At 64.4% G+C, this 16,601-nt stretch carries 13 protein-coding genes; 9 read left to right on the forward strand and 4 right to left on the reverse strand.

The features are described 5' to 3' along the window. The first annotated feature begins 46 nt into the window (after positions 1-46). Together MJ8_RS15400 and MJ8_RS15405 are read left to right on the forward strand one after the other, a co-directional pair. Positions 47-1,408 carry a Ppx/GppA phosphatase family protein gene (locus MJ8_RS15400; RefSeq protein WP_201415155.1) on the forward strand — a complete coding sequence of 454 codons (1,362 nt, stop codon included), beginning with the start codon at positions 47-49 and terminating at the stop codon, positions 1,406-1,408. Next, positions 1,405-2,100, forward strand: a complete 696-nt coding sequence (locus MJ8_RS15405; RefSeq protein WP_201415156.1) for an RlmE family RNA methyltransferase — start codon at positions 1,405-1,407, stop codon at positions 2,098-2,100. The genes MJ8_RS15400 and MJ8_RS15405 overlap by 4 nt, the downstream gene beginning before the upstream one ends. 156 nt (positions 2,101-2,256) lie before the next feature. Here MJ8_RS15405 and MJ8_RS15410 read toward each other — a convergent pair whose 3' ends face one another. Continuing rightward, a complete protein-coding gene (locus tag MJ8_RS15410; RefSeq protein ID WP_201415157.1) occupies positions 2,257-3,678 on the reverse strand; it encodes an MFS transporter in 1,422 nt (473 codons plus the stop codon). 206 nt (positions 3,679-3,884) lie between these two features. On the opposite strand from MJ8_RS15410, the gene MJ8_RS15415 reads away from it, so the two are divergent. From MJ8_RS15415 to MJ8_RS15430, 4 genes are all read left to right on the forward strand, one after another. Beyond that, entirely contained in the window at positions 3,885-4,130 is a 246-nt protein-coding gene (locus tag MJ8_RS15415; RefSeq protein WP_127873837.1) for a type II toxin-antitoxin system Phd/YefM family antitoxin, read from the forward strand. Beyond that, entirely contained in the window at positions 4,127-4,576 is a 450-nt protein-coding gene (locus tag MJ8_RS15420) for a PIN domain-containing protein (RefSeq protein WP_201415158.1), read from the forward strand. Before MJ8_RS15415 ends, MJ8_RS15420 begins: the two co-directional genes overlap by 4 nt. 140 nt (positions 4,577-4,716) lie before the next feature. Next, on the forward strand, positions 4,717-6,219 hold the full coding sequence (guaB, locus tag MJ8_RS15425; RefSeq protein ID WP_127235843.1) for an IMP dehydrogenase: 1,503 nt from the start codon (positions 4,717-4,719) through the stop codon (positions 6,217-6,219). Positions 6,220-6,280: 61 nt separating this feature from the next. After that, positions 6,281-6,811 (forward strand): hypothetical protein, encoded by a 531-nt coding sequence (locus MJ8_RS15430; RefSeq protein ID WP_225248277.1) that lies wholly within the window; start codon positions 6,281-6,283, stop codon positions 6,809-6,811. A 155-nt stretch (positions 6,812-6,966) separates the two neighbouring features. On the opposite strand, the gene rnd is transcribed toward MJ8_RS15430, so the two are convergent. Both rnd and MJ8_RS15440 read right to left on the reverse strand, forming a co-directional pair. Next, a complete protein-coding gene (rnd, locus tag MJ8_RS15435; protein ID WP_201415159.1) occupies positions 6,967-8,118 on the reverse strand; it encodes a ribonuclease D in 1,152 nt (383 codons plus the stop codon). Positions 8,119-8,284: 166 nt separating this feature from the next. Then, on the reverse strand, positions 8,285-9,511 hold the full coding sequence (locus MJ8_RS15440) for an MFS transporter (RefSeq protein WP_201415160.1): 1,227 nt from the start codon (positions 9,509-9,511) through the stop codon (positions 8,285-8,287). Between the two features lie 119 nt (positions 9,512-9,630). Here MJ8_RS15440 and MJ8_RS15445 point away from each other — a divergent pair, with 119 nt between their 5' ends. Together MJ8_RS15445 and aspS are read left to right on the forward strand one after the other, a co-directional pair. Beyond that, positions 9,631-10,389 (forward strand): DeoR/GlpR family DNA-binding transcription regulator, encoded by a 759-nt coding sequence (locus MJ8_RS15445; protein ID WP_201415161.1) that lies wholly within the window; start codon positions 9,631-9,633, stop codon positions 10,387-10,389. 111 nt (positions 10,390-10,500) lie between these two features. Then, entirely contained in the window at positions 10,501-12,294 is a 1,794-nt protein-coding gene (aspS, locus tag MJ8_RS15450) for an aspartate--tRNA ligase (protein ID WP_201415162.1), read from the forward strand. 233 nt (positions 12,295-12,527) lie between these two features. On the opposite strand, the gene MJ8_RS15455 is transcribed toward aspS, so the two are convergent. Continuing rightward, a complete protein-coding gene (locus tag MJ8_RS15455; protein ID WP_201415163.1) occupies positions 12,528-13,718 on the reverse strand; it encodes a hypothetical protein in 1,191 nt (396 codons plus the stop codon). Positions 13,719-14,132: 414 nt separating this feature from the next. Between MJ8_RS15455 and parC the strand changes: the two genes are divergently transcribed. Then, entirely contained in the window at positions 14,133-16,388 is a 2,256-nt protein-coding gene (gene parC / locus MJ8_RS15460; protein WP_201415164.1) for a DNA topoisomerase IV subunit A, read from the forward strand. Positions 16,389-16,601: the final 213 nt, after the last annotated feature.

The raw sequence follows: 16,601 nt of genomic DNA on the forward strand, positions 1-16,601 counted from the left end.
CCTGCTGCGTCCGTTCCCGGTTCGCGCGGCGCCGGAAGGAACTGAAGTGGAAGACCACGATACCGGCGCGGGCGCGTCGGCAGTGGGCATGTCCGGGGCACCGCCGACGCAGCCGGCGAGCCCGCAGCCGGCGCGATTCAGCCGCCACGCTGGCGCGCACCAAAGACATGCCGACCCCAGACATGCCGGCCACAAGCAAACTGGCGCAAGTCAGGCCGACCGGCATGGCGATCAGCCGAAAGGCAAGACGCGCAAGCGCCGCAAACGCAAGCGGGGCCGCAAGGTATTCGCGCGCGACGAGAACGGCGTCGTGCCGCAGCCTGCGCCTGCCGCCACGGCGGCAAGCCAACCGCGGAGCGCGCCTTCGCCGGTCGAGCCGAGGCTGGCGGCCCCGCAGCGTCCGCCGCAACAGGAATTGCCTGTCTTTGCCGCGCTCGACCTCGGCACCAATAATTGCCGGTTGCTGGTCGCGGTGCCTGGCCGTCACGGCCAGTTCCGCGTCATCGACGCTTTCTCGCGCATCGTCAGGCTGGGCGAGGGGCTGACGGCCAGCGGCCGGCTCAGCCAGGCGGCGATGGACCGCGCGGTCGAGGCGCTGAAGATCTGCGGCGAGAAGCTGCGCAACCGCAAGATCAGGAAAGCCAGGCTGATCGCCACGGAGGCCTGCCGCTCGGCCGCCAACGGTATCGAGTTCTTGGATCGGGTCGAGCGCGAGGCCGGGCTGAAGCTCGAGATCATCGACCGCCAGACCGAGGCCCGCCTGGCCGTTTCCGGCTGCGGCTCGCTGGTCGAGCGCGACACGCAAGGCGTGGTGCTGTTCGACATCGGCGGCGGCTCGTCGGAAATCGCGCTGATCGACCTGACTGGACGGCGTTCGCCACGTCTGGCCAACCACATCGTGTCCTGGACGTCGCTGCCCGTCGGCGTGGTCTCGCTCGCGGAGCGCTTCGGCGGCCGCACCGTGACGCGCGAGACCTTTGCCGCCATGGTCGACGATGTGGCCGCCCGGCTAAAGGCCTTCGACGGCCGCGACCGGCTCGCGCATGTGCTGGCCAGCCCCAACTTCCATCTGCTCGGCACGTCCGGCACGGTGACGACGCTCGCCGGCGTGCATCTCGATCTCGATCGCTATGATCGCCGCCGCGTCGATGGCCTCTGGATGGACCGCGACAGCGTCGATCGCATGATCGAGCGGCTGATCGGCTGGGATTTCCAACAGCGCTGCGCCAACCCCTGCATCGGCGCCGACCGCGCAGACCTCGTTCTCGCCGGCTGCGCCATCCTGGAAGCGATCCGCGGTGTATGGCCATCCGAGCGGCTGCGCGTCGCCGACCGGGGTCTGCGCGAGGGGATTTTGAGCGAGCTGATGGCCGATGACGGCGTCTGGCGCAATGGTGGGCGCCGATGACGAAGAAGCCGGAAAAGCCAGGCTCTGGAAGCATTCGCGTCCTCAAGACCCGCATCAAGAAGAAGAGTGGCCTGAAGGAATCCTCGCGCCGCTGGCTTGAGCGCCACATGAACGATCCCTATGTGCAGCGCTCCAAGGCAGACGGGTACCGCTCCCGCGCGGCCTACAAGCTGATCGAGATCGACGACAAGCATCATCTCCTGAAGCCCGGCATGAAGGTCATCGACCTGGGCGCCGCGCCCGGCGGCTGGTGCCAGGTGGCGGCCGCACGGACGAAGTCAAGCGCCGAAAATCCGCATGTGGTCGGCATCGACTATCTCGAAATGGATCCAGTCCCGGGCGCCGTCATCCTGCAGATGGATTTCCTCGATCCGGACGCGCCGCAAAAACTGGCCGAAGCGCTCGGTGGCCAGCCGGACGTTGTGCTGTCCGACATGGCCGCGCCCACGACCGGCCATCGCCGCACCGATCATCTGCGCACCATGCATCTGTGCGAAGTCGCCGCCGATTTCGCGCTGCATGTGCTCAAGCCCGGCGGGCATTTCCTCGCCAAGACGTTCCAGGGCGGCGCCGAGAACGAGCTCTTGTCGCTGCTGAAGCAGAACTTCCGCTCGGTCCATCATGTGAAGCCGCCGGCCTCGCGCGATGAATCGGTGGAGCTGTATCTGCTGGCGAAGGAGTTTAAGGGGTAGCCCTTCTCCTTCTCCCCTTGTGGGAGAAGGTGGATCGGCGCGATAGCGCCGAGACGGATGAGGGGTGGTCCAGCGGAGTGAGGCGCTGGCTTTTCCCGGAACTCCCCTCATCCGTCGCCGTCGGCGGCATCCTCTCTAAGAAGAGGAAGCAGCGCTCTACTTCCCCGCCGTTCCCACCGATTCCAGCGTTTTCGGCGTGGTCAGCCGGCCATGGCCCGAGACGGCACTGCCGGCCTCCGGCGCAAGCCGCATGAAGGTGATCGAGGCTGCCGCCGATACGGCCGCCACGATGAAGAAGGCGATGTGGAAATCCCGCAGATTCAGCGGCCCGCCGTGGATCGAGGTCGATACTTCGAGGATGCCGCCGGCCAGCGCCACGCCCATCGCGATCGACAATTGCTGGAAGACCGCCGTGATCGGCGTCGCCTTGCTGGTGTCGGCGGGCGTGATCTCGGCATAGGAGAGCGCGTTGACGCCGGTGAAGAACATCGAGCGGATGAAGCCGCCGACCAGCAGGATCGCCAACATCAGCGCGTAGGGCGTCTGCGGCGTGAACAGGCCGTAGATGGCGATCGACGCGGCCGCGACCAGCGAACCCCAGATCAGCACGCGCCGGAAGCCGGCGAGCCGGAACAGCAGCGCGGTGACGAACTTCATGCCGATGGCGCCGATCGCCGAGACGAAGGTAATCATGCCCGACTGGAACGGCGTCAGCCCGAAGCCGATCTGGAACATCAGCGGCAAAAGAAACGGCACCGCGCCGATGCCGATGCGAAACAGCGAGCCGCCAAGCACCGAGGATCGGAAGACCTGGTTGCGGAACAGCTCCAGCGCCAGCAGCGGGTTCCTGGCGCGGCGGGCGTGGATGAGATAAAGCACGCCGGAGATCACCCCGACCGCCACGGTGACGAAACCGGCCAGCGGCGGCAGCGCCGGCAGGCTGACGACGGAAAGGCCGAAGACGACGCCGGACGCTGCGAGCCCGCTGAGCACAAATCCCGGGAAATCGAGCGGCGGCGTCTCGGCGGGCTCGGTTTCGGGCAAGAACCGCGTGGCGAGCCAGATGCCCAGCAGCCCGATCGGCACGTTGATGAGAAAGATCCAGTGCCAGGTGAAATAGGTGGTGATGAAGCCGCCGATCGGTGGGCCGACCAGCGGTCCGACCAGCGCCGGCACGGTCAGCCAGGACATCGCCGCGACCAGTTCGTTCTTCGGCGTGGCGCGCACCAGCACCAGGCGCCCGACCGGGGTCATCATCGCGCCGCCTATGCCTTGCAGGAAGCGCGACACCACGAAAGCCGGCAGCGAATTGGAAAAGGCGCAGGCGACGGAGCCGGCGATGAAGACGCCGATCGCGGCGCGGAACACGGTCTTGGCTCCGAACCGGTCCGCCATCCAGCCGCTGATCGGAATGAAGATCGCCAGCGACACCAGATAGGCCGTCAGCGCCAGCTTCAGCGCGATCGGGCTGGTATGGATGTCGACAGCGATCGCCGGCAGCGACGTCGCGATCACGGTCGAATCCATGTTCTCCATGAAAAGTGCGACCGCCAGGATAAGCGGAATGATGCGGTTCAAGGGGAAACGCTCTGATTTGTCTTCGCGATTCTAGGCCCGGCTTGGGGGCGAACCGGTGCGACCCGGCGGTTATCATGCCTCGGCCCGGATGTCGCATTAAATTGCTGTCACTTTTCAGCGACCGCAACCACTGGTGTTCATCATGGCTTGCCAAAGGCGACGTCGATCATTATTGTAGTGAATATAACTACAATCTGGCGTATATCATGGATGAAGCCGTCTCTGCAGCCGAAGCCAATCGCAAGTTTTCCCTCATTCTTCGCGGGGTACGGGATGGCCAGAGCTACGTCGTGACCAGTCATGGCCGGCCCGTGGCGCGGATTGTGCCCGCCGAAAAGAGCGAAGGGGTGGCTTCCCGCTCGCGAGCGTCGCTGCTGTCGCGTCTCAGGCGCCAGCCTGTTGTCGACGCCGGAAAATGGACTCGTGACGAACTTTACGAGGACGACCGGTGAAGGTCGCAATCGACACCAATGTCCTTGCTTATGCCGAAGGTGTGAACGACGCGGAAAAACGCGAGATCGTCCTCGAACTGCTGGCCAACGTTCCCCAAGAGGGGACGGTCATTCCTGTTCAGGTCCTTGGCGAATTGTTCAATGTGCTGGTGCGCAAGGCAGGTCGATCGCATGCAGAAGCCCGGGACGCACTCCTGAACTGGCGCGATGCGTTCCCGGTTGTCGGAACGACGCCCGAGGCGATGATGACGGCCGTGGACCTGGCCGCGGACCATCGCTTCGGCATTTGGGATGCGGTCATTCTGTCCACAGCCTCGCAATCGGGTTGCCGGTTGCTCCTGTCGGAGGACCTGCAACATGGCTTCACCTGGGGCGGCGTCACCATCGTCAATCCCTTTGTGTCACCGCGCCATGCGTTGCTCAGCGACCTGCTAGGCACCAAATGAGAAGCTGAAGCGCCCCTTAACGACCGGCTTTCCTTCCGTCCCGGGACGTGTTACCAGCCAGCGCCAATCCTGAAAGGGAAGATGAGAGTCGGCGCTGGCCAATCGGCCCAGCGCCTTTTCCGCATTCAAAAGGACTGGCCATGGCAAGAATCATCGAAACGTCCACCGGCGCTTTGGCGCTGACCTTCGACGACGTGCTCCTGCAGCCCGGCCATTCCGAGGTGATGCCGGGCGAAACCGACATCCGCACCCGCATTGCCGGCGACATCGATCTCAACGTGCCGATCCTGTCAGCGGCCATGGACACCGTCACCGAGGCGCGGCTGGCGATCGCCATGGCGCAGGCTGGCGGCATCGGCGTCATCCACCGCAATCTGACCCCGGCCGAGCAGGCCGAGCAGGTCCGGCAGGTGAAGAAATTCGAATCCGGCATGGTGGTGAACCCGGTCACCATCGGTCCCGACGCCACGCTCGCCGACGCGCTGGCGCTGATGCGCACAAACGGAATTTCCGGCATTCCGGTGGTCGAGAATGGCGGCACCGGCGGCCACACGGTCGGCCGTCTCGTCGGCATCCTCACCAACCGCGACGTGCGTTTCGCCTCCGATCCGTCGCAGAAGGTCTACGAGCTGATGACCCGTGAGAACCTGATCACGGTCAAGGAGAATGTCGACCAGGACGAGGCCAAGCGCCTGCTCCACAAGCATCGCATCGAGAAGCTGGTGGTAGTCGACAGGAAGGGCAATTGCGTCGGCCTGATCACCGTCAAGGACATCGAGAAGTCGCAGCTCAACCCGCACGCCACCAAGGACGCTCAGGGTCGCCTGCGCGCCGCCGCCGCCACCAGCGTCGGCGATGACGGCTTCGAGCGCGCCGAGCGCCTGATCGATGCCGGCGTGGACTTGCTGGTCATCGACACCGCGCACGGCCACTCGCAGCGCGTGCTGGAGGCCGTGGCGCGAGCGAAGAAGCTCTCCAATTCAGTGCGCATCCTGGCCGGCAATGTCGCCACGGCCGATGGCACGCGGGCGCTGATCGATGCCGGCGCCGACGCCGTCAAGGTCGGCATCGGCCCGGGTTCGATCTGCACCACCAGGATCGTCGCCGGCGTCGGTGTGCCGCAGCTTTCGGCGATCATGTCGGCGGTCGAAACGGCGAGCAAGGCCGGCGTCAGCGTCATTGCCGATGGCGGCATCAAATATTCGGGCGATCTCGCCAAGGCGCTCGCCGCGGGCGCAAGCGCGGCCATGATCGGCTCGCTGTTAGCCGGCACCGACGAGAGCCCGGGCGAGGTCTATCTGCACCAAGGCCGCTCGTTCAAGGCTTACCGCGGCATGGGCTCGGTCGGCGCCATGGCGCGTGGCTCGGCGGACCGCTACTTCCAGGCCGAGGTTCGCGACACCCTCAAACTGGTTCCGGAGGGCATTGAAGGGCAGGTTCCCTACAAAGGACCTGTGGCTGGTGTGCTGCACCAGCTTGCAGGCGGCCTGAAAGCCGCTATGGGTTATGTGGGTGGACGTGACCTTGCAGACTTCCGCGAGCGCGCCACCTTTGTGCGCATATCCAACGCCGGACTTCGTGAAAGCCACGCCCATGACGTCACGATCACCCGCGAAAGCCCCAATTACCCGGGCGGACTTTGATCGGCAGGCCGATCAGTCCGACCGCCAGCGGAGACTGTGGCGTGATCTGAGCACGGCGGTGTTGCGGCTTTCGCGTCACGCAGCGGCGCTCTCCATTGCTTCGATCGCGCTGTTCCTCGTCATGACGGCGCTGGAATTTCTCTATTTCCAGCGCTTGAGCGGCGGCTTGATCTCGCTTGACATGCGCGTCGCCGGCTTCACGCCCGATGAAGGCATGGCGTGGCTCACCGCGCTCGGCCGGCGCGGCGGCGAGATCATCATCGTCTGGCACTACCTGACCTTCGACCTTCTGTTCCCGGCACTGCTGTCGTTGACGCTGGTAAGCCTCATCCTTGTTTTCGGACGGCGGCTCAGCACGTTCCGCGCCATGCCGGCGCAGCTCCAGGCATTGTTCTCGCTGGCGCTGGTGCTTCCCTATGCGATCGCCGACTACGCTCAGAATTTCGCCCTGGCCCGGCTGCTCTCCGATTTCCAACTGGCCAATCCGGATTCTTTGGCCTTCGCCTCGTTGCTAACCGTCACCAAATTCGCGCTGCTGGCGATCCCGGTCTTCGTCATTGCGGTCTTCGCGCTGGCAGTAAAGCGGCGCTGAGCGGACTTTCCTTTCCTCTTTGTAGGAGAAGGAAAGGGGCGTTAGAGCAATTTCAGGAAAAGTGTGAACGGTTTTCCGTCCAGGAACGCGTTAAATCAACGCGTTAAATCAAAGAGGTAGGGCGTTTCGCCGTTTCCGTGAAACGGTGAAACGCACTATAGGTCGAACACCGCGATCCTGCGCTTGTCGAACTTGATGCCGATCTCGCCGCGCACCAGCCTCAGCGCCTGCTCGCCGAAAACCGCGCGCCGCCAGCCCTGCAGCGCTGGTACGTCGGCTTCGTCGCCTTCGGCCGCTATGCGGTCGATATCGTCGCTGGAGGCCAGAACCTTGGTGGCGACGCCTTCCTTCTCGGCGACGATCCTGAGCAGCACCTTGAGCAGTTCCGCCGCCGCGCTCGAGCCTTCCGGCGGCTGCACGCTTTTCGGCAGTTTCGGCATCGCGTCCTTGGGCACGGCGAGGGCTGCATTCACCGCGCCGAGCAGCGCCGTTGCCGTCGCGGAACGCTCCCAGCCTTTCGGCGTGGTGCGCAGTTTGCCGAGCGCCGCCGCGTCGCGCGGCGCCTGCTGCGCGATCTCGTAGATCGCGTCGTCTTTCAGAACGCGGCCGCGCGGCACGTCGCGCTCGCGGGCCTCGCGCTCGCGCCAGGCGGCCACCGCCTGGACGATCGCCAGCTCCTGCGGCTTGCGCAAGCGCATCTTCAACCGCTTCCAGGCATCCTCGGGATGCGGATCGTAGGTCTCGCGCGAGGTGAGGATATCCATCTCCTCGTTCAGCCAGTGTGCGCGGTTCTCGCGCTTCAGCTCGGCGCTGAGGTGCTGGTAGACCTTGATCAGGTGGGTGACGTCGGCAAGCGCGTATTCGAGCTGCTTGTCGGAGAGCGGCCGGTGCCGCCAGTCGGTGAAGCGCGAGGACTTGTCCAGCCGCGCTCCGGTGACCTTCTGCACGAGCTGGTCGTAGGAAACGCTGTCGCCGAAGCCGCAGACCATCGCCGCCACCTGCGTGTCGAACACCGGGTGCGGCACCAGATCGCCGAGATGGACGATGATTTCGATGTCCTGGCGTGCCGCGTGGAAGACCTTCAGCACCGCTTCATTGGCCATGAGCCGGAAGAACGGCTTCAGGTCGATGCCGGGCGCCAACGGATCGATAAGCGCCTCGATCCCAGGCGCGGCGATCTGGATCAGGCAAAGGATCGGCCAGAAGGTCGTTTCGCGGATGAATTCGGTATCGACGGTAACGAATTCCGACTTTTCGAACGCCGCGATAACGCTCTCGAGTTCTTCTTGTGTGGTGATGACGCGCATCAAATCGCTTTTGGCACAGTATTAGGCCTCTTTCAATTTCAGCCGCGCGCGCTTTCGTCAAGCCGCCGCAACGTAAGCGGTAGCCCGATCGCCGGATTCTTCCATGCGAAATCGCACGGCGCTCGCGCGCCAACCCGCCATGCCCCTCAGGCGGCGGGCGAGCCGTTCATGCCTCGTAGGCCCGCGCCGGAACCCCCTCTGCCGTCGAGCCGGACGCCGTGCCGTTCGAAACAGCGTTCGGCGAAGGTCGCCGGCCGAGCGCGCCCGCTGCCGCAAGGCTCAGCACGATGAACGGTATGCCGATGCCATACGCCGAGCGGATGCCCCAGTGATCCGAGACGAAGCCGAGCAGCGGCGGCCCGAGCAGGAAGGCGACGAAGGAGATCTGCGACAATGCCGCGACGTTGATCGCCGCGGGGCGGTCGGCGCGCTGAGCGGCCGCCGAGATCGCCAGCGGGAAGATGGCGCTGCTGCCGATGCCGAGAAGCGCAAATCCCAGCATCGAGATGAAGGGCAGGGGCGAGAAGAAGACGATGAACACGCCGGCCATCATCGCCGCCAAAAGCACGCGCGCCACGCGGCTTGGCGAGTGACGGTCGACAAAGCTGTCGGCGAAGAAGCGCGTCGTCGCCTGCGAGAAGGCGAACAGCGCTACGGTGATGCCGGCAACGAACGGGCCAGAGTCGAATACGGTGCGCATATAGATCGCCGACCAGTCCATGCTGGCGCCTTCCATCAGCATGGCCGACAGCGTCACCGCGACGAGGATGAGGATCGGCAGCGTCGGCCGGGCGAACATCGGCGCCTTGTCGCCGGTCGCGGCGAAACGCGCGGGCGCCGGCTCGAAGCCGCCGAGGAACAGCGCCATCGCAACAGTCACCATCGGCACCACCAGCGCCAGATGCAGCTGCGGCGACAGGCCGAGATGCGCCAGCGCACCGCCGAACAGCCCGGCGCCGAAGAAGCCGATGCTCCAGAAGGAATGCGCCCGGTTCATGATGCGGCGCTTGAGCAGGAACTCGGTCCTGTCGGCCTCGACATTCAAGATGATCTCGATGCTGCCGATCATCAGTCCGACCGGAAGCAGCATCAGAAACAGAGGCGCCGGCCCAGGCGCGTGCACCGCGATTGCATAGGCGAGGCCAAGCAGCGGCACCAGCCAGAGCAGCGCGCGCCGAAAGCCGACGCGCTCAAGGATCGGCGCCGCGAGCGTCAGCGCGACCAGCGTGCCGATCGGCGTGCCGATCAGGGCGAGCCCCAGCGTGCCGTCCTCGATCCCCATGGCATGTTTGATGTCGGGCAGGCGCGGGAAGATGTTGCCCATGGCGAAGGAATAGATCGCAAAGCCGGCATAGACGCGGTGCTGCGGGGCGAGTTTAAGGCCAAGGCTCATGGTGGGCAATCCAACAACAAGGGAAACAGGCGGGCGAACTCCGAGGCCCGCTCACGACTCCGTTTCTTGCATGAACAGGCAAAACATGCAATAACGTGCATAAATAAATAGGATCGTGCATGCTTACCGAGGAGCGCCACCAACTTATTCGCGACCAGCTTGCGGCGGACGGAAAGGTGCTGGCCGGCGAGCTCGCCAGCCGTTTCGGCGTCTCGGAAGACACGGTGCGCCGCGATCTCAGGGAATTGGCCAAGGCCGGGCAGTTGCGCCGCGTCTATGGTGGCGCGGTGGCCTCGGCGCCCTTTGCCGCGGCGAGCGTCAGCCAGCGCAGCGGTCATGCGGTCGAGGAGAAGGCACGCCTTGCGAAGGCGGCGGTTGGGCTGCTTGCGGCGGGACAGTCCCTGTTCATCGACGGCGGCACGACCAACGAGGCGATCGCCAGAGCGATCCCGCGCGACATGGAACTGACCGTCGCCACCAATTCGCTGGGCGTCGCCTCGGCGCTGGTCGATCGTCCTTTGGTCGAACTGATCGTGCTCGGCGGCCGCTATGTGCCCGATCTCGGCACCTGCGTGGGCGCCGACACGCTTGCCGCCGTGGCTCAGCTCGGCGCCGATCTGTTCTTTCTGGGCTCCTGTGGGCTCGATGTCGCGCGCGGGGTCACCGCTTTCGATTCGGCCGAAGCCGAAGTGAAGCGCGCCATGGCGAAAAACAGCGCCGGCATCGTCATTGCCGTCACCAACGACAAGCTTGCCACCGCCGCACCCTATCGCGTGGCGGGGGCCGATGCGATCCGCCATCTCGTGGTGGAAAAGACCGCGCCTGCCGCCACGCTCGCCGATTTCCAAAGCCAGGGCGCGCAAATTCACTTTGCCTGACGGCGCAAGCTGCGCCTCTGTGACCGGTTGCCTTGACAAAGCCGGCCTCTCATGCGCTTTTCGCGCCAATTTTCGAGCCGGGCCTTCGCCCGCAATTTCCGGACTTTACCCATGACCACGCATCGTTACCGCAGCCACACCTGTGCCCAGTTGAGAAAGAGCGACGTCGGCAATTCCGTCCGCCTGTCGGGCTGGGTGCATCGCGTGCGTGACCATGGCGGGCTGCTCTTCATCGATCTGCGTGACCACTATGGCCTGACCCAGATCGTCGCCGATCCGGATTCGCCGGCGTTCAAGGTCGCCGAGACCGTGCGCGGCGAATGGGTGATCCGCGTCGACGGCGAGGTCAAGGCGCGGCTGTCGGAAACCGTCAATGCGAACCTGCCGACCGGCGAGATCGAGATTTTCGCGCGCGAGATCGAAGTGCTATCGGCGGCCAAGGAACTGCCGCTCCCCGTTTTCGGCGAGCCGGAGTACCCTGAAGATATCCGCCTGAAATACCGCTTCCTCGACCTGCGCCGCGAGACGCTGCACCGGAATATCGTGGCGCGGACGAAAATTATCGCCGAGATGCGCAAGCGCATGGGCGAGGTCGGCTTCACCGAGTTCTCGACGCCGATCCTCACCGCCTCGTCCCCGGAGGGCGCGCGCGACTTCCTGGTGCCGTCGCGCATCCATCCCGGCACCTTCTATGCGCTGCCGCAGGCGCCGCAGCAGTACAAGCAGTTAATAATGGTTTCGGGCTTCGATCGCTATTTCCAGATCGCGCCCTGCTTCCGCGACGAGGACCCGCGCGCCGACCGCCTGCCGGGCGAATTCTACCAGCTCGACCTCGAGATGAGCTTCGTCGAGCAGGACGACGTGCTTTCCACCATGGAGCCGGTGCTTCGCGGTGTCTTCGAGACGTTTGCCGACGGGAAGCCGGTGACGCAGAAGTTCCGCCGTATCCCTTATGACGAGGCGATGCGCACTTACGGCACTGACAAACCGGACTTGCGCAACCCGATCGAGATGCAGGCGGTCTCGGATCATTTCCGCGATTCCGGCTTCAAGGTGTTCGCCAACATACTTGCCAATGACGCGAAGGCCGAGGTCTGGGCGATCCCGGCCAAGACCGGCGGCAGCCGCGCTTTCTGCGACCGCATGAACTCCTGGGCGCAAGGCGAGGGCCAGCCCGGGTTGGGCTACATCTTCTGGCGCAAGGAAGGCGAGAAACTCGAAGGCGCCGGTCCGATCGCCAAGAACATCGGCGAGGAGCGCACCGAGGCGATCCGCCAGCAGCTCGGCCTTGCCGATGGCGACGCCGCTTTCTTCGTCGCCGGCGACCCGAAGAAGTTCGTTTCCTTCGCGGGCGCCGCGCGCACCCGCGCTGGCGAGGAGTTGAACCTCGTCGACCGCGAGCGTTTCGAGCTTTGCTGGATCGTCGACTTCCCGTTCTATGAATGGGACGAAGAGGCGAAGGCGATCGATTTCGCGCACAATCCTTTCTCGATGCCACAAGGCGGCATCGAAGCGCTGATGACCAAGGATCCGCTCGAAATCAAGGCGTATCAATATGACATGGTCTGTAATGGCTTCGAGATCGCGTCGGGCGGCATCCGCAACCATCTGCCGGAGACCATGGTCAAGGCTTTTGAGATTCGCGGCCTGGATCGTGCGACGGTGGAAGAGCGCTTCGGCGGCCTCTACCGCGCCTTTCAGTATGGCGCGCCGCCGCATGGCGGCATGGCGGCCGGCGTCGACCGCATCGTCATGCTGCTCGTCGGGGCGAAGAACCTGCGCGAGATCACCATGTTCCCGATGAACCAGCAGGCTTACGACCTGCTGATGAACGCGCCGTCGGAAGCCACTCCGCAGCAGCTGCGCGAACTGTCGCTGCGCGTCGCGGTGACGAAGAAGGACTGACGGCGGCGTGGCAACTGCCCCTTTCTCCCCGCCACTTTACGGGGAGAAATGTCCGGCAGGACAATGAGGGGCGGCGCGGGTGCTGGCTATTTGCGAGCAGTCGTAGCAACTGGGGCCTTCCGACAGGCCATCGGTTCAGCATCGATTTGATAATCGCAAGCGTCGGCGCTGCCCCTCATCCGCCTGCCGGCACCTTCTCCCCGTATTGTGACGGGGAGAAGGCAGCTTATTGATCAGTCCTGGTTCGCCTTGACCTTGACGCCCAGCGTCTTCGGCAGGTCGAGCGGGTTGGACATGGCGCCGGCCATGATCAGCGCGAACGGCACCGACGACGGCGGCTCGGCTGAGATTTCCAGGCTCTTCGGATCGTCGAGGAAGGTGTTGACGGCAGCCGACACCTCGGCCGTCAGCTCGGGATTGTTGAGCTGCGCCATGCCGAACGGCACGATCGCCTTGGCCTGGTTGGCGATGTCCTTGGCCGACATGCCCTGCTGCTTGCCGACATAGTCGAGCACCTTGCCGGTCAGCGAGTCGTCCTTGTAGCGGATCGAAGCTCCGTTGAAGGAGAGCTGCTGCATCAGGCCGAGCATGGCCATGCCCTGCGCCGATTTGTCGGCGCCTTCCGGCTGCGAGGCGAGTTGCTTCTGCATGGCCTGCATCGACTTGATGAAGTCGAGCGTGTAGCCGCCGAGATTGAAGGTCATGCCCAGCGTGCCGGCATTCTCGACAGAGATGTCATATTTCGACAGTTCCATCTTGCCGTCGCTCGGCTGCCAGGTTCCGGCCATCGCAATGTTGCCGGAGATGTTCTGGTAGCCCAGCGCCTCGATCGCCTCCTTCGACTTGGGGTCGTCGACCAGCGACAGGTCGGCGGTGAATTTCTGGGTATTGGCGGTGAAATCCATCGCCTTGCCGTCGGCCGGCGGCGTGATCTGGACGGCAAGCCCGTCCATCGCGAACGCCGTCTTGTCGCCGACCTTGACCGTCATGTTGGAGAGCTCCGCCGACTTGTACATCATCAGCGAGCCCAGCGGATCCGTTCCGCCCTCGGCAGGGACCTTCATGCCGTGGATGACGACCGGGCTGAGATTGAGCGTCACGCCGTCCTTGCTGTGCTCAAAGGGCGAGGTGGAGACGGTGGCGATCTCGTAGCCGCCATTGGCTTCGCTGACCCCTTCCAGCTTCACGTCGCCGATCGGCAGTGCTTCCTTTTCGGCCGCCGGCTTGATGGAAACGCCCTGCAGCACGGCGTTCGAATCGTCGCCGGAGACGCCGGTCCAAGAAATGTCGACGCCCTGGGCGGCAAGGGCTGCCTTGATGCGCTCGGCCACCGCCGGATCGGCGGCGAAGGCCGCATTGAGCGGCAGCGTCAGCAGAAAGGTCGAAAAGGCCAATTTCTTGAGCGTTGAGCGTTGGATTGTCATGGCGAGTTCCCTGTCCTGATTTGGCTATGATGAAATTTGTTTGAAACCTGCTTCATCACCATTCCGTGACGAACGGGACGGGAAAAAGGCATTTCCCGGCACATTTGTCGAAAATGGCGACGAAAGCAAACGCCGGTCGGCGGCCATTGCCCGGTGCGGTGAATTTGTCATGAAGACCGCGGCTTCCCTCCGCCAGCGCGTTGCATGCCAGATAGCTGCCGCATGTAACGGATTGATGTTGGCCGGCGTGATGGAGCCGCCGCGGCCCGTTGCAGATCGGCGGCAAATTGCAGCCGTCGCGGCGCCGCTTCCGTGAAATCCTTCACACCGCGGTTGCGCCTACTTGCCGTGGCGAAATGCGCCGATGTTCACGCGGCGCTTGCCGCGAATCACCCGCTCGGCTAGTCCAAATCCATGGGAAAGAGGCATTTGCCGCCCGATGACAATGGCGGCGGCGACAAAATCGAACCGGTCGATCTGAAGGAAGCGCTCGAGCGGCGCTATCTCTCCTACGCGCTGTCGACCATCATGCACCGGGCACTGCCGGATGTGCGCGACGGACTGAAGCCGGTCCATCGCCGCATCATGCATGCCATGCGGCTGCTCCGGCTCAACCCCGATCAGGGGTTTGCCAAATGCGCCCGCATCGTCGGCGACGTCATGGGTAAGTTCCATCCGCATGGCGACCAGTCGATCTACGACGCCCTGGTGCGCCTCGCGCAGGACTTCTCGATGCGCTACCCGCTGGTCGACGGGCAGGGCAATTTCGGCAACATCGACGGCGATAATGCCGCCGCCATGCGCTACACCGAAGCGCGTATGACCGAGGTGGCGACCGAGCTGCTTGCCGGCATCACCGAGGACGCGGTCGACTTCCGGCCGACCTACAATGAAGAGGATGAAGAGCCGTCCGTCCTGCCGGGCGCCTTCCCGAACCTGCTCGCCAACGGCTCCTCCGGCATCGCCGTCGGCATGGCGACATCGATCCCGCCGCACAACGCCGCCGAGCTTTGCGACGCGGCTCTCCATCTGATCGAGCATCCGGATGCGCCGGTGGCGAAGCTGATGGATTTCGTCCAGGGACCGGATTTCCCGACCGGCGGCATCATCGTCGACAGCCGCGCCTCGATCCTCGAAGCCTATGAGACGGGCCGCGGCGGTTTCCGCGTGCGCTCGAAATGGGAGCAGGAGGACCAGGGCAGGGGCACCTGGAGCATCGTCGTCACCGAGATCCCTTACGGCGTGCAGAAGGCCAGGCTGATCGAGAAGATCGCCGAGCTGTTGATGGCGCGCAAGCTGCCGCTGCTCGAGGACATCCGCGACGAGAGCGCCGAGGACATCCGCATCGTGCTGGTGCCGAAGAGCCGCACCGTGGATCCCGGCATCCTGATGGAATCGCTGTTCAAGCTCACCGAGCTCGAAAGCCGTTTCCCGCTCAACATGAACGTCTTGTCGCGCGGCAAGGTGCCGAACGTGCTCTCGCTGAAAGGCGTGCTGAAGGAATGGCTCGACCACCGCCGCGACGTTCTGGTCCGCCGCTCGAAATATCGCCTCGGCGAGATCGAGAAACGGCTGGAAATCCTTGCCGGCTACCTGATCGCCTATCTCAACATCGACGAGGTCATCAGGATCATCCGCGAGGAGGATGAGCCCAAGCAGGTGATGATGGCCCGCTGGTCGCTCACCGACAACCAGGCCGAAGCCATCCTCAACATGCGCCTGCGCGCTCTTCGCAAGCTCGAGGAGATCGAGATCCGCAAGGAGTTCGACGGCCTCACCGCGGAGAAGAAGCAGATCGAGGCGCTGCTGGCGTCGGACGCCAAGCAGTGGGCGACGATCAAATGGGAAGTCACCCAGCTTCGCGACAAGTTCGGCCCCGAGACCGAGCTCGGCAAGCGGCGCACCCAGTTCGCCGACGCGCCCGAGCATGACCTGACCGACATCGCGCATGCGATGATCGAGCGCGAGCCGGTCACTGTCGTTGTGTCGGAAAAGGGCTGGCTGCGCGCCATGAAGGGCCACCTGACCGACTATTCGCAGCTTGCCTTCAAGGAAGGCGACAGCCTGAAGCTCGCCTTCCATGCTCAGACCACGGACAAGATCCTGGTCTTCACCACCGGCGGCAAGTTTTACACCATCGGCGCCGACCGCCTGCCGGGCGGCCGCGGCCATGGCGAGCCGATCCGCATCATCGTCGACATGGAGAACGACCAGGACATCGTCACCGCCTTCGTCCATGATCCGAAGCGCAAACTGCTGCTCGTCTCCTACGACGCCAATGGTTTCGTCGTTTCGGAGGAAGAGGTCGTCGCCAACACCCGCAAGGGCAAGCAGGTGATGAACGTCAAGGCGCCGGACGAGGCCAAGCGCTGTATCCCGGTTTCGGGCGACCATCTCGCCATCGTCGGCGAGAACCGCAAGATGCTGGTCTTCCCGCTCGCCGAAATCCCGGAAATGGCGCGCGGCAAGGGCGTGCGCCTGCAGAAATACAAGGACGGCGGCGTGCTGGACCTGAAGACCTTCACGCTGGAGACCGGGCTTTCCTGGCAGGATTCGGCCGACCGCACCTTCACCAAGTCGCGCGAGGAACTGGCCGAGTGGATCGGCGCGCGCGCCGCCGCCGGCCGCATGGTGCCGAAGGGTTTCCCGAGGACGGGGAAGTTTGGGTAGCGCGACCTAACCTTCTCCCCGTGTGGGAGAAGGGGGACGAGCGGAGCTCGGCCGGATGAGGGGTGTTGGATGGATCGCTACCTCTCGGTCCCAAAGCGCTTAAGTTCCTTGGATGTTTTGGCGTCTCACTTCGCTGGAACACCCCTCATCCGTCTCGGCGCCATCGCGCCGGTCCACCTTCTCCCACAAGGTGAGAAGGAAAGGTCGCCCCAA

This window comes from Mesorhizobium sp. J8 (assembly GCF_016591715.1).
In the GTDB taxonomy this organism is placed as follows: Bacteria; Pseudomonadota; Alphaproteobacteria; order Rhizobiales; family Rhizobiaceae; genus Mesorhizobium.